Annotated in this window: 11 protein-coding genes; 5 read left to right on the top strand and 6 right to left on the bottom strand. The window is 73.3% G+C overall.

Annotation, left to right across the window (positions count from 1 at the left end; all coding sequences use genetic code 11):
• Window positions 1–3 precede the first annotated feature (3 nt).
• Window positions 4–1,647: a DNA repair helicase XPB gene (locus tag ACIQGQ_RS12745; RefSeq protein ID WP_402394268.1), complete on the bottom strand. Its 1,644-nt coding sequence runs from the start codon at window positions 1,645–1,647 to the stop codon at window positions 4–6.
• Between the two features lie 222 nt (window positions 1,648–1,869).
• Between ACIQGQ_RS12745 and ACIQGQ_RS12740 the strand changes: the two genes are divergently transcribed.
• The 4 genes from ACIQGQ_RS12740 (at window position 1,870) to ACIQGQ_RS12725 (ending at window position 5,612) form a co-directional block, all read left to right on the top strand.
• Window positions 1,870–2,277: a YciI family protein gene (locus ACIQGQ_RS12740; protein ID WP_402394266.1), complete on the top strand. Its 408-nt coding sequence runs from the start codon at window positions 1,870–1,872 to the stop codon at window positions 2,275–2,277.
• 8 nt (window positions 2,278–2,285) lie between these two features.
• Window positions 2,286–3,431, top strand: a complete 1,146-nt coding sequence (locus ACIQGQ_RS12735) for an RNA polymerase sigma factor (RefSeq protein WP_402394263.1) — start codon at window positions 2,286–2,288, stop codon at window positions 3,429–3,431.
• Window positions 3,432–3,667: 236 nt separating this feature from the next.
• Window positions 3,668–5,029, top strand: coding sequence for an ATP/GTP-binding protein (locus tag ACIQGQ_RS12730; RefSeq protein WP_402394260.1), 1,362 nt, complete (start codon window positions 3,668–3,670; stop codon window positions 5,027–5,029).
• Complete coding sequence (locus ACIQGQ_RS12725; RefSeq protein WP_402394259.1) at window positions 5,010–5,612, top strand: RloB family protein; 603 nt, start codon at window positions 5,010–5,012, stop codon at window positions 5,610–5,612. Before ACIQGQ_RS12730 ends, ACIQGQ_RS12725 begins: the two co-directional genes overlap by 20 nt.
• Window positions 5,613–5,652: 40 nt before the next feature.
• Here the strand turns inward: ACIQGQ_RS12725 and ACIQGQ_RS12720 are convergent, their stop codons facing one another.
• The gene (locus tag ACIQGQ_RS12720; RefSeq protein ID WP_402394257.1) at window positions 5,653–8,142 is read right to left on the bottom strand and encodes a helicase-associated domain-containing protein; all 2,490 of its coding nucleotides are present in this window, start codon (window positions 8,140–8,142) and stop codon (window positions 5,653–5,655) included.
• Window positions 8,143–8,216: 74 nt separating this feature from the next.
• Here ACIQGQ_RS12720 and ACIQGQ_RS12715 point away from each other — a divergent pair, with 74 nt between their 5' ends.
• Window positions 8,217–9,302 (top strand): hypothetical protein, encoded by a 1,086-nt coding sequence (locus ACIQGQ_RS12715; protein ID WP_402394254.1) that lies wholly within the window; start codon window positions 8,217–8,219, stop codon window positions 9,300–9,302.
• A 19-nt stretch (window positions 9,303–9,321) separates the two neighbouring features.
• On the opposite strand, the gene ACIQGQ_RS12710 is transcribed toward ACIQGQ_RS12715, so the two are convergent.
• From ACIQGQ_RS12710 to ACIQGQ_RS12695, 4 genes are all read right to left on the bottom strand, one after another.
• The gene (locus ACIQGQ_RS12710) at window positions 9,322–10,323 is read right to left on the bottom strand and encodes an ABC transporter substrate-binding protein (RefSeq protein ID WP_402394252.1); all 1,002 of its coding nucleotides are present in this window, start codon (window positions 10,321–10,323) and stop codon (window positions 9,322–9,324) included.
• A gap of 105 nt (window positions 10,324–10,428) precedes the next feature.
• Window positions 10,429–11,319 carry an ABC transporter ATP-binding protein gene (locus ACIQGQ_RS12705; protein ID WP_402394249.1) on the bottom strand — a complete coding sequence of 297 codons (891 nt, stop codon included), beginning with the start codon at window positions 11,317–11,319 and terminating at the stop codon, window positions 10,429–10,431.
• On the bottom strand, window positions 11,316–12,416 hold the full coding sequence (locus ACIQGQ_RS12700) for a FecCD family ABC transporter permease (RefSeq protein WP_402394246.1): 1,101 nt from the start codon (window positions 12,414–12,416) through the stop codon (window positions 11,316–11,318). The genes ACIQGQ_RS12705 and ACIQGQ_RS12700 overlap by 4 nt, the downstream gene beginning before the upstream one ends.
• Complete coding sequence (locus ACIQGQ_RS12695) at window positions 12,413–13,423, bottom strand: FecCD family ABC transporter permease (RefSeq protein ID WP_402394244.1); 1,011 nt, start codon at window positions 13,421–13,423, stop codon at window positions 12,413–12,415. Before ACIQGQ_RS12695 ends, ACIQGQ_RS12700 begins: the two co-directional genes overlap by 4 nt.
• Window positions 13,424–13,593: the final 170 nt, after the last annotated feature.

Raw genomic sequence — 13,593 nt, 5'->3', positions numbered from 1 at the left:
GGCTCAGCCCTCGGCCAGCAGCTCGTCCGCGTCGACGATCCGGTACGCGTACCCCTGCTCGGCCAGGAAGCGCTGGCGGTGTGCCGCGAAGTCCTGGTCGACGGTGTCGCGCGCGACCACCGAGTAGAACCGCGCCTCGTGCCCGTCCGCCTTCGGCCGCAGCACCCGGCCCAGCCGCTGCGCCTCCTCCTGGCGGGAGCCGAACGTACCGGAGACCTGGATGGCCACGGTCGCCTCCGGAAGGTCGATCGAGAAGTTCGCGACCTTCGACACCACCAGCACGCTGATCTCACCGGACCGGAACGCGTCGAAGAGCTTCTCGCGCTGGGCATTGCTCGTCTCGCCCTTGATCACCGGGGCGTCCAGATGCTCGCCCAGCTCGTCGAGCTGGTCGATGTACTGCCCGATGACCAGGGTCTGCTCGCCGCGGTGCCGCCGCACCAGCGCCTCGGTCACCTTCCGCTTCGTCGCCGTCGTCGCGCAGAACCGGTACTTCTCCTCGGTCTCGGCGGTCGCGTACGCGAGGCGCTCGGAGTCCGTCAGATTGACCCGCACCTCGACGCAGTCGGCCGGCGCGATGTAGCCCTGCGCCTCGATCTCCTTCCACGGGGCGTCGAACCGCTTCGGCCCGATCAGCGAGAACACGTCCGACTCGCGGCCGTCCTCGCGCACCAGCGTCGCGGTCAGGCCGAGCCGCCGCCGCGCCTGGAGGTCGGCGGTGAACTTGAAGACCGGAGCGGGCAGCAGATGCACCTCGTCGTAGATCACCAGCCCCCAGTCCCGGGAGTCGAACAGCTCCAGGTGCGGATAGATCCCCTTCCTGCGGGTCGTCAGCACCTGGTACGTGGCGATCGTGACCGGCCGGATCTCCTTGCGGGTCCCGCTGTACTCGCCGATCTCGTCCTCGGTCAGCGAGGTCCGCTTCACCAGCTCGTGCTTCCACTGCCGGGCCGAGACCGTGTTCGTCACCAGGATCAGCGTGGTCGCCTTGGCCTGCGCCATCGCACCCGCCCCGACCAGCGTCTTCCCCGCACCACAGGGCAGCACGACGACACCCGAGCCGCCGTGCCAGAAGCCCTCCACGGCCTGCCGCTGGTACGGCCGCAGCGACCAGCCGTCCTCGGCCAGCTCGATCGGGTGCGCCTCGCCGTCGACGTAACCGGCGAGGTCCTCGGCGGGCCAGCCCAGCTTCAGCAGCGTCTGCTTGATCTGCCCGCGCTCGGAGGGGTGCACCGCCACGGAGTCCGGGTCGATCCGCGCCCCCACCAGCGGCTGCACCTTCTTCGAGCGCAGCACCTCCTCCAGCACCGGCCGGTCGGTCGAGGTCAGCACCAGCCCGTGCACCGGGTGCTTGGAGAGGGTGAGGCGGCCGTACCGGGCCATCGTCTCGGCGATGTCGACGAGCAGCGCGTGCGGCACCGGGTAGCGCGAGTACTGCACGAGGGCGTCGACGACCTGCTCGGCGTCGTGCCCGGCGGCCCGCGCGTTCCACAGTCCGAGCGGGGTCAGCCGGTAGGTGTGGATGTGCTCCGGTGCCCGCTCCAGCTCGGCGAACGGGGCGATGGCCCGGCGGCAGGCGTCGGCCTGGTCGTGGTCGACTTCGAGGAGCAGCGTCTTGTCGCTCTGGACGATGAGGGGTCCGGTCACGCGCGTCGGCCCTTTCTACGGGGTGCGGCCAGGGATGAGGCCAAACGTCCAGTGTGCCGCATCGGAGCGGAAACCGGCCCGGCGTACGGTCCGGTGCACAGCCCGGGGCCGGTCCTCGAAGAAACTTCTGAAAGATGTCCGCGGGGATGTCGAGAACCCGGACCCGGCTCCGTCCCCGGGACGAACGCGACCGCACCGGCCGCACCGACGAGGAGAGACACCATGGCCAAGTACCTGATGCTGAAGCACTACCGGGGCGCCCCGGACGCGGTCAACTGCGTACCGATGGACCAGTGGACCCCGGAGGAGATCACGGCGCACGTCCAGTACATGAACGACTTCGCGGCCCGGCTGGAGAAGACCGGAGAGTTCGTCGAGGGCCTGGCGCTCGCCCCCGAGGGGGAGTGGGTCCGGTACGACGGGGAGGGGCGCCCGCCCGTCACCGACGGACCGTTCGCCGAGACCAAGGACCTGATCGCCGGCTGGATGGTCATCGACGTCGACAGCCACGAGCGCGCCGTCGAGCTGGCCGGGGAGCTGTCGGCCGCGCCCGGCGCGGGCGGCCGGCCGATCCACGAGTGGCTGGAACTGCGCCCGTTCCTGACCGAGCCGCCGACCATCACGGAGTGACCCCGCCCATGGACGAGGCACTGATCCGGGGCCTCACCCCGGGCGTGCTCGCGATCCTCGTCCGCCGCGGAGCCGACTTCGCGGCGGCCGAGGACGCCGTGCAGGACGCGCTGGTCGAGGCGGTCCGCGTCTGGCCCGAGGAACCGCCCCGCGACCCGAAGGGCTGGCTGGTCACCGTCGCCTGGCGCCGCTTCCTCGACGCGGTACGGGCGGACACCGCCCGCCGCAGGCGCGAGGACCTCGTCGACGAGGAACCGTCGGCCGGGCCCGCGCCCTCGGCCGACGACACCCTCCAGCTCTACTTCCTGTGCGCCCATCCGTCGCTGACGCCCTCGGCCGCGGCCGCGCTCACCCTGCGCGCCGTCGGCGGGCTCACCACCCGCCAGATCGCCCGCGCCTATCTGGTGCCCGAGGCGACGATGGCGCAGCGCATCAGCCGGGCCAAGCGCATCGTGTCCGGGGTGCGGTTCGACCGGCCCGGCGATGTCGCCACCGTGCTGCGCGTCCTCTACCTGGTCTTCAACGAGGGCTACTCCGGCGACATCGACCTGGCCGCCGAGGCCGTCCGGCTCACCCGGCAGCTCGCGGCCCGGGTCGACCACCCGGAGGCGGCGGGGCTGCTCGCCCTGATGCTGCTCCACCACGCCCGGCGCGCCGCCCGGACCGACCCCGACGGCAGTCTGGTGCCGCTGGCCGAGCAGGACCGGAGCCGGTGGGACACCGGGGCGATCGCCGAGGGCATCGCGATCCTCCAGGGCGCCCTCGCCCGCGACCGGCTGGGCGAGTACCAGGCCCAGGCCGCCGTCGCGGCCCTGCACGCCGACGCGCCGAGCGCCGGGGAGACCGACTGGCCGCAGATCGTCGAGTGGTACGACGAGCTCGCCCGACTGACCGGCAGCCCGGTCGTCCGGCTCAACCGGGCGGTGGCCGTCGGCGAGGCGGACGGGCCGCACGCCGGACTCGCCGCCCTCGCGGAACTCGACGCCGGCCTGCCCCGCCACACCGCCGCCGCGGCCTACCTCCACGAGCGCGCCGGCGACCGGGAGACCGCGGCCCGGCTGTACGCCGAGGCCGCCCACCGGGCGACCAACCTCGCCGAACGCGACCACCTGACCCGCCAGGCGGCCCGGCTCAACGCGCGCCGCCCTCGTTGACGCGACACGGCTGGGGGAATGCCGGAGGAACAGGGCGAGGGGAGAAGACGAAGGAGAAGGAGGAGCAAGAAGACCGAAGGAGATGACTGAAGGAAATGACTGAAGGAGAAGACGAAGTGAGTTACTCCGAGCAGAAGGAGTGACAACTCTATGCAATGTCGTTTGGCCAACAGTATGGTCGAATACTGACGGGAAAGCCTGTCTGACGACATCGTCCAATGCGGGGAGGAGTCGCCATGCTGCTTCGGTTCCAGGTCGCGAACCACGCTTCGCTCCGGGAGGAGCAGGAGCTGTCGCTCGTCGTGGGCGACCACCGCCCGGAGCGTGCCGAGGTGAGGTTGTCGGACGACGTGAGCGCGGTCCCCGTCGCCGCCGTGTACGGGACCAACGCCTCCGGCAAGTCGAATCTCCTCGACGCGCTGGGCTGGATGCGTTCGGCGGTGCTGTCGTCGTTCCGGCACTGGGATCCGAGCGGTGGGGTTCCGCGGCGGCCGTTCGCCCTGCGGCGGGACGCCTCCGCGCACCCCAGCTCCTTCGCCGTGGACTTCGTCGTGGCGGGGGTGCGTCACCAGTTCGGCTTCTCGGCCGACGACGACCGGGTGACCGAGGAGTGGCTCTACTACTACCCCGAGGGCCGGCAGCGGCGTCTCTACGAGCGTGACGCCGAGGGGCAGGTGGTCTTCGGGCGCTGGCTCACCGGGCGGCGCAAGCTGATCGCCGAGTTGCTGAGGCCCAACAGCCTCTACCTGTCGGTGGCGGCGGCCCAGGGGCACGAACAGCTGGGGGCGGTGTTCCGCTGGTTCGGGTCCGGTCTGCGGATGGCGACGGACCGGGACTTCCCGCAGCGCCTCGACCACACCGTGCGGCTGTGCCTCGCGGAGGACGGAGAACCGGCGGCGGAATCCGCGATGGCGCTGCTCCGCTTCGCGGACCTCGGCGTTTCCGGCCTGGAGATCAAGGAGTGGGACGAGGCGGCGCAGGAGGACCACAAGCGGATCACCCGGGCGATCAGGGACGTCCTGGGGGAGAAGGTCCGCATCCAGCAGGACCAGAAGCGGCGTGTGCGGGTGGATCACCGTACGACGGACGGGGTGTTCCCCCTCGACCTCGCCTACGAGTCGAGCGGGACGCGTACCTGGATCGGGCTGATCGGCCCGGTGATCACCACCTTGATGGGGGGCGGGGTCCTCTGCGTGGACGAACTCGACGCACGCCTGCACCCCTACCTCGTGGACGCCCTGGTGGGCATGTTCCAGTCGCCCGAGACCAATGTCACCGGAGCCCAGCTGGTGTTCAGTACGCACGAAGCGGCTCTGCTCGGGCGGAACGTCCGGACGAGGCTCTTCAGGGACCAGGTCTGGTTCACGGAGAAGGACCCCGAGACACTGGCGACACGGCTGTTCCCCCTGACCGAGTTCTCGGTGCGCGGCCAGGCCGACAATCTGGAGAAGCGGTATCTGGGCGGACGTTACGGGGCGGTGCCGCATCTGGACGACGATGTGCTGCGGGACATGACGGCGGCGTTGCGGTACGGGGGTGGACGTGAAGCGGGGGAAGCCGCTACGGCGGACGAAGGGCGTGCGCCCGGAGCAGCGTAGGTTCCTGATCTACTGCGAGGGGGAGTGCACGGAGGTCCAGTATTTCCGGGGGCTGAAAGCCGAACTGCGTACTCTCCCGCTGGCCATCTGCCTCGGCAAGGAGCACGGCGAGCCGAAATCACTCGTGCGCGCGGCCATCGAGCACAAGAAGCGGGCGCCCCACTCGCCGGACGACCGGTACACGGAGTACGACGAGGTCTGGTGCGTGATCGACGTCGAAGCACCCGTTCCGCACGACGGGCTCGCGGAAGCCCTGGACCTGGCCCGGCGCAACGGCGTCGAGGTGGCGCTCACCAATCCCTGCTTCGAGCTCTGGCTTCTGCTCCACTTCCAGGACGTGTCCGGATACCGCACGTCGGCCGACGCGCAGCGGGCGTTGGAGAAGCTCGGTACCTGTGGCTACGCGGCCGGTCGCAAGCATCTGGCGTACGAGAGTCTGAGCGGCAGGCACGAGGGAGCGGAGAGGCGCGCGGGGGCGCTGCGCCGGAGGGCGAAGGGGTACACGGACAACCCGTGGACGGACGTGGACCGGCTGGTGGGTCTGCTGAGGGCGGCGCGGCACGGTACCGGTCCACGGGGCTGACCCCGTCCGTCCGGGGGCGCCCCGGGACCGGGCCACGCCGTCACTCCGTCACGTCGTCCGCGAGTTCGGCGACGCCGGTGATGCGGTGGAGGGGGTAGGTGCGGATCTCGTCGGCGGTGTGGTCGTACGCGGTGACGAAGCCGCCCTCGACGCGGACCGGGGCGATGACCCGCTGGCTGGCGGCGCCGTCCGCGTTCACGTAGCCGATCCAGAGCGCCGAACCGGTCAGTACGGCGGCCTGGACGGTGGCGAGGGTCTCGGCGGAGGTGGTGCGGGGCAGGGCGCCGGGGGTGGTGGCGGGGGATTCCGGGGTGTCCTTGCGGGCGACCGTGGCGGCCGTGTCCCCGGCGCGGATGGCCCGGACCGCCGCGTCGAGCAGGGTGGCGTCCGGTACCGGCGGGCCCTCGGGCACCGGGGCCGGCGCGGTGCGGGGCGGGGTGCGGCGGGCACCTGCGCGGGTGATCAGGACGTCGCCGTCGGCGGACTCCGCGGCCGGGGCGTACCCCATCTCGCGCAGCCCGTCGAGCAGTGAGGCCGGGTCGGCCTGCGCGGCCAGGACCGTCGGGGCGAGGCGGCGCAGCCGCAGTGTGGCGGAGCGCTTGTCGGCGAGGATCTCGTTCAGCACGGCCTCGTCGTCGCAGCGCACGTACGAGGAGGCGGCGCCGATCCGCAGGTGGCCGTGGCGGCGGGCGATGTCGTCGATGAGGTAGCTGAGCGGCTGCGGTACGGGGGTACGGCTGTGGGCGGTGAGGAAGGCGTGCAGGTCGGCCGCGGACTGCCCGGCGTCCAGGGCGCGGCGCACCGAGCCGGGGGTGAAGCGGTAGACCGTCGCGCCGCCCTTCGACTCGATGTCGGCGAGGACGGAGAGCGCCTCGGCCAGCGGGCGTTCCAGCGGTCCGGGGGCGACGGCCGTCAGGTCGGCCTGGAGCAGGACGTGGTCGAGCGGTTCGGGCAGGAGCGGGGCGAGGCGTGCGGCGGCTTCGGCGGGCCGGTCGTCCAGCAGGGCCCGGGTGGGGGCGGCGAGGGCGCCCCGGCCGGTGATGCCGAGCAGCTCCGACTCGTCGAGCGTCCACAGGGCGACCCGGGACCGCAGGTCGGCGGTGCCGTCGTCGGCGGCGGCGGAGGCGGCGCCGCGCAGCGGGCGTTCCCAGCGGAGCCGGGCGAGGACGGTCTCCGGGGCGGGCGCGGTGCCGGGCTCCAGCCCGGCGAGGAGGGTGAGGACCCGGCGGCGTACCTCGGGCGCGGCGGAGCGGTCGAGCCCCGGCCCGAGCGCGGCCATCGTCCGCCCCTTGGCGTCCTGGCCGCCGACGAGTCCGGGGACGCGGGTGGCGGTCAGCCAGGCGGTGGCCAGTTCCGCCCAGCGTTCCTGGGCGGGCAGGGCGGCCCAGTCGTCGTACGCGGGCGTCGGCGCGTACCGTTCGTCGGCCTCGCCGTCGGAGGCCAACAGCCCTGCCCCATAGGCCAGTTCGGCCCAGAAGGCGGCGGTCCGCTCGGGGACGTCCAGGGTGGCGGCGGTCCGTTTCAGCTCGCGGACGCTGAGCCCGCCGGCCCGCAGTATCGGCGGTCCGCCGCCGTCCCAGCTCTTCACCAGCTCCTCGACGGTGCTCACCGCGAGGAACGCCTGGGCGGCCGCCGCGTTGTCCACAGCCTGTGGATCGCGGTGGGCGGCGGCCGTCACGACGGGCGGCTCAGGCTCCGGCACCCGGTGGGCGCGCCCGGCCCGCAGATGCAGGGCGGCCTCGCGGGGGAGCACCACCGTGCGGGCCGACACCGGCAGCAGCAGCCCCCGGTCGCGCAGCCAGGTCACCGGCGGGGCGGGGTTCGGGGTGACCTCCCCGTACGGCGGCCCCCACACCAGCCGGTCCAGTACGGCCAGGGACTCGGCCGGGGCGGTGTCGAGCAGCGCGCCCATCGCGGCCCGGTCGGTGAAGAGCCCGGTCAGGGACTGCACGGCGGAGACCGGATCGTGGGTGGCGGGCAGTCCGGCGGCGGCCAGGATCTCCTGGAGGCGGCCCGGGGACATGCCGGAGGTCGCCTCGGCGACGGTCGGCCCGAGACCGGTGGGGGAGGGGTGCTGCGGGGACGGGGCGAGGAGTTCGCGCGCCGTACGGACCAGCCGCAGCCGGTCGTCCTCGCCCCAGACCAGGGCCTGTTCGCGCAGGGTGGCCAGGGCGCGGGGCAGGGCGCCGGCGACGGCCCCGGCGGTGGCCCCGGCGTCCGGGGCGCGCTCAGCGGCCTGGTCCGGGTCGCCGTCCGGTCCGTCGCCGGTGAGCAGGGCGAGCAGGGTCGGGTACGGGACGGGTTCGGCGGCCACCGCGAGCGCCTCGGCGGTCTGGAGGGCGAACCGGTCCAGCCGTTCCAGCGCGCGGACGACGGAGGCGCGGGTACCGGCCCGGGTCGCGAGCTGGGTGATGTCGCCCGGCACCGGGTTGAGCAGGTCGGGGCGGGCCCGCAGCAGTGCGGCCAGCGACGCGTCGTCCCGGGCGCGGAGCGCTTCGGCGAGCGTCCGTGGTGGTGTGGTCGTCCCCATCCGCCCCACGGTAGCCGCTCCGGAGGGGCCCGAGGGCGCTACCTTCGGTGCAGGCTTCAGGAGGGGACGCGTACGTGGGCATCGAGAGCGACCAGCTGGTCTACGACTATCTGAGCCGGGTCGGGGACCTGGCTCACCAGCGCCAGATGTCCTCGGCGGACCGGATGAGGCTGGTGGCGGAGGTCCGGGGCGAGATCGACCGGCAGCGCGGGAAGGCGTCCGGGGACAGCCCGGCGACGGTCCGCCGCATCATCGGCCGCCTCGGCTCCCCGGACGAACTGGTGGCCGCCGCGGCCTCGGGCGGCGGCGCGTCCCCGGACGACAGCGGCGGGCCGGGACGTCCCGAGGCCCCAGCAGCCCCGGTGGTCCCGGAGCCCCGCCCCGCCGTGCCCCGCCCCCGCCGAGGGCTGCTCCGCAAGAGCGCCCCCGAGGACGCCCCCGCCCCGGCGGCGGACGCCGGAGTGCCGCCGGAGCCGATGGCCGACGAGGGCCCCCTGCCGCCGCACCGGGCCGGTACGGACGAGCTGGGGCCCTCCCGGGGCGAGCCCGACTGGTGGCGTGTCGATCCGGTGCCGTTCGGCCGGGGCGTCGACGTACCCGGGTTCAGCGGCGGGGTGGAGATCCCGGCCATGCTCCGCCGGCCGCTTCCGCCCTCCGAACCAGGTGAGGAAGAGGCGGAGCAGGACGCGGAGAACGCGGAGGACGCGGAGGAGCCGGGCGAGGAAGCGGGGGCCGGGGACGACGGGCGGCCCGCCGGGAAGCCGCGCCGCCTGCTGCGCCTCGTCCGCCGCGCCCCGCGCGAGGAGCGGGAGGGCGGCCGCCGGATCACCCATCCGCTGCTCTTCCTCGCGGCGGTGCTCCTGGTGGCGGGCGCCGTGACCGGTTCCTGGCTGGCCCTGGGCGGCGGCTGGCTCCTCGCGTACAGCTCGCGCACGCTCTCCCGCACGGAGGCGAAGTGGGCCGCGATGGGGCTGCCGGGCACGGTCGCGGCGGGTGCGCTGCTCTGGCTGTGGGGCCGGACCGAGGGCCGCTGGGGCGAGCCCGTCGCGGCCGGGCAGCTCAACGCCGCGATCGACGAGACCTGGCCGTGGGCGGTCCGGGGAGCGGCCGTCGCCTCCGCGCTCTACCTGATCTGGCGCGCGCGGAGGCCGCGGTCGTAGCGGCGGGAGGCGCGGGGCCTCAGCCGGCCGTCGCCATTTTCGCCTGGAACTCGTCGAGGATCCTGTCGGCCGCGGTGTAGCCGATGCCCGCGATCCAGAGCCGGTCGTCGACCTTGAAGACCTTGCCGTTCTTCGATGCCCGCAGGTTCTTCCACAGCCCGCTGTTCATCGTCCTGTCGGTGCCGGCCTTCGCCGGGTCGCCGTACGTCGACGTGAAGACGACGTCCGCGTCGGCCAGGTCGATCTTCTCCGGCGACACGTCGTAGGAGAAGCCGTCCTTGGCCTTGTCGGTGATCGCGGGGCGGCCCACCCCGAGGTCGGCGAGGATCGAGCCGATGTAGTTCTTCTTGCCGTAGATCCGGATGTCGGCGCCCTCGACGAAGCGGACGAAGTTCACCTCGGTCGCGGCGGCCTTCTTCTTCCCGCCGATCGCCTCGGTCACCTTCGCCACGTGGGCGTCGTAGGCGGCGACGGCCTCCTTGGCCTCGGCCTGCTTGCCGAGCGCCTCCGCGTGGAGCTGGAAGTTCTCCTTCCAGGCCGTGCCGGTGGACTCGGTCATCACGGTCGGGGCGATGGCGCGCAGCTGCTCGTAGCGGTCGCCGTCGCGGACCTTGCTGGTGAGGATCAGGTCCGGCTTCAGCGAGGCGACGGTCTCCAGGTTGGGGTTGGCGATCTCACCGACCTCCTTGATGCCCTTCGTGGCGCTCGCGGGCAGGTACGACGGGAAGCCGTCCTCCGACGCCGAGTGCGTCGCGCCGACCGGCCGCACCCCGAGGGTGAGCGCGGAGTCCAGCTCGCCGGTGTCCAGGACCACGACGCGCTTCGGGTGCGCGGGGACCTCGACGTCGCCCATGGCCGTCTTCACGGTGTGGGTTCCGGCCGCGTCGGACCCGGAGTCGCCGGAGCCGCTGGCGCTCCCGCCGGACTCCGAGAAACCGCAGGCGGAGAGGGTGAGCGCCCCGGCCAGCGAGAGCACGCCGAGCGCGAGGCCGCGACGGCGGGTGAGGGGGGTGGCGGTCATGGGCTGCCTGCTTTCTTGTCGTGCTTTCCTGTCGTGGGTTCGAACGGGTCGCTCGTCCGCGTGGCCGGCCCGGGGGCCGGTCGTCCACGGGGCCGACGCCGGGTTTCAGTCGCCCGATGTGCCGGGCTGCCAGGGCGCGCCCGGCACCACGAGCGGCGAACCGGTCACCGGGTCCGGGACGATCACCGCCTCCAGCCCGAAGACCTCGCGGACGAGCCCGGCCGTGACGACGTCCGCCGGGCGGCCCTCGGCGACGATCCGGCCCGCCTTCATGGCGACCAGGTGGTCCGCGTACCGGGCGGCCTGGTTGAGGTCGTGGAGCACGGTGACCACGGTCCGGCCCCGGCTGCCGTCCGCCGCCGGGGCGGTGAGCCGGCGCACCAGGTCCAGCACCTCCACCTGGTGCGCGATGTCCAGGTACGTGGTCGGCTCGTCGAGCAGCAGCAGATCGGTCTCCTGGGCGAGCGCCATCGCGATCCACACCCGCTGGCGCTGGCCGCCGGACAGCTCGTCCACGGACCGCTCGCCGAGCGCGGTGATGTCGGTTCGCTCCATCGCCTCCGTCACCGCCCGCTCGTCCTCGTCCGACCACTGCTGCCACCAGTGCTGGTGCGGCTGGCGCCCGCGCGCGACGAGATCGCTGACGGTGATCGCCTCCGGGGCCACCGGGGTCTGCGGCAGCAGCCCGATGGCCTGGGCGATCTTCCGGGTGGGGATGCTCGACAGCTCGGTGCCGTCGAGGAGGACCGCCCCGCCGCGCGGCTTGAGGAGTCGGCCGAGCGCGCGCAGGGTGGTCGACTTGCCGCAGGCGTTCGGCCCGACGATGACGGTGACCTGCCCGTCCGGCACGGTCAGGTCCAGCTCGTGGACGACGGTGCGCTCCTCGTACGAGAGCGTCAGCCCCCGTGCGGTGAGCCGCCCGCCCACCGGGTCCGGGGACGCGGACGGGTTCGTGGAAGGGTCCGGGGTCCCGGACACCGTACGGGTCGAAGTCATGCCGTTCCTCCACTGCGGCCGCGACCGCCACCCTGGCCTCGGATGATCAGCCAGATCAGATACGGGGCGCCGACCGCCGCCGTCAGTACGCCCACCGGAAGCTCGGTGGGCGAGAAGAGCCTGCGCGCCAGCAGGTCCGCGAACACCACGATGACCGCGCCGAGCAGCGCCGAGCAGAGCAGCGGGATCTGCGCGGTACGGGTCATCCGGCGGGCGATCTGCGGGGCGAGCAGCGCCACGAAGTCCACCGGCCCGGCCGTCCCGGTCGCCACCGACGCCAGGACGACGCCGAGCGCGACCAGCCCCAGCCGCACCCGCCCGAGCCGCACCCCGAGCGCGGTCGCGGTGTCGTCGTCCATGGAGACGGTGCGCTGGGCGCGGGCCGCCCACAGCACGGCGGGCAGCAGGACCAGCAGCGTCCACAGCAGCGGCGTGGCCTCGGCCCAGCCCCGGCCGTTGAGCGAGCCGGTCATCCAGATCTTGGCCTGCTGGGCGACCAGGTAGTCGCCCTTCGTCAGGAACAGGGTGGTGACCGAGCGCAGCGCGATCGCGAAGCCGATGCCGATGAGGACGAAGCGGGTGGCGTGCAGCCCGCCGCGCCAGGCGAAGACGTACACCAGCGCCGCCGCCACCACCCCGCCGAGCACGGAGAGGTACGGCAGCACGGTGTACGAGGTGATGCCGAAGGTCATCGCGCCGACCGTGAGCGCGCTCGCGCCCTGGCTGATCCCGATGATGTCGGGGCTGGCCAGCGGGTTGCGGGCGACGGTCTGGATCAGCGCCCCGGCGATCCCGAAGGCGACGCCGACCAGCAGCCCGGTCACCATCCGGGGCAGCCGCAGCGTGCCGACGACCAGCTCGTTCGAGGACGGCTGCCCCAGCAGCACCTTCAGCACCTCGCCGGGTGCCACGAAGTTCTCGCCGACGCAGAGGTAGGCGACGCAGACGACGGCGAGCGCCACCACGAGCGCGCCGGCGACCAGCGCGGCCCGCCGGTGCAGCAGGAACCGTCCCCGCGCCCCGATCCGTACGACGTGGTACCCGGCGGGCCGCACCCGTACCGGCGCCCCCGCCCGCGCCTCGGTTTCGACGCTCATGCGGGCACCGCCTTCCGGCGTACGAGGGTGACCAGGAACGGAACGCCGATCAGCGCCGTCATCACCCCCGCCGGGACCTCGCTCGGCGGGAAGACGACGCGGCCGATCACGTCGGCGACCAGCAGCATCACGGGACCGATCAGCGCGGCCATCGGCAGCACCCAGCGGTGGTCGGTGCCGACGACGGCGCGGGCGATGTGCGGGACGGCGAGGCCGATGAACGCGATCGGCCCGGCCGCCGCGACCCCGACCCCGGTCAGCACGGTGGCGCCGACGCCGCCGAGGATCCGGACCGTCGCGACGTTCTGCCCGAGCCCCTTGGCGACGTCCTCGCCGAGCGCCAGCGCGTCCAGACCGCGTGCGACGGACAGTACGAGCACCGTTCCGACCAGCAGGAACGGCCAGATCTGCCCCGCCACCACGGCCTCGCGCCCGCCGAGCGAGCCGACCTGCCAGAAGCGGAACTCGTCGAGCGCGGACGCCTTCGTCGTCAGCACCGCCGAGGTCACCGAGACCAGCAGCGCGTTGATCGCGGCCCCGCCGAGCGCGAGCTTCACCGGCGTGGCACCGCCGCGCCCGCTCGACGCGATGGCGTACACCGCGACGGAGGCGATCGCCGCGCCCGCGAAGGCGAACCACACGTACCCGGTCAGCGTGTGGACCCCGGCGAACGCGATGGCCAGCACCACCCCCACCGAGGCGCCCTGGCTGATCCCGAGGATGCCGGGGTCGGCGATGGGGTTGCGGGTGATGCCCTGGAGCACCGTCCCGGCGAGGGCCAGCCCGACCCCGACCATCAGGCCGATCAGGGTGCGCGGCACGCGCATGTTCCGTACGACTTCGGCGTTGTCGGAGTGCCCGCCGTGCAGCAGGGCGTCGAAGACCTCGGCCGGGGGTATGGAACGGGCCCCCACGGCCAGGCTGAGGAGGACCGCCACCAGCAGCGCCACGACGGCCGCCGCCGTCGCGAGAGCGCGTCTGGAGCGGCGTGGAGCGGCGGCTGACATCGGACCCAATCACGTGACGAGAATCGGAGGTGCGGGGCGAGGGGCGGAGTTGCGAGGGGCGGAGCTACGAGGAACGAAGTGGCAAGGAACAGACGGCTGAGAACATCGCGAAGGTAAGCCTTGGCTAAGTCTAAGCACCGCCGTTCCGGGGCCGAAGGCCCCCACCCGCC

Source organism: Streptomyces sp. NPDC092952, from assembly GCF_044754785.1.
Taxonomy (GTDB): domain Bacteria; phylum Actinomycetota; class Actinomycetes; order Streptomycetales; family Streptomycetaceae; genus Streptomyces.
The sequence above is the reverse complement of the archived record's forward strand: the minus strand, read 5'-3'. Positions and strand labels throughout refer to the sequence as shown.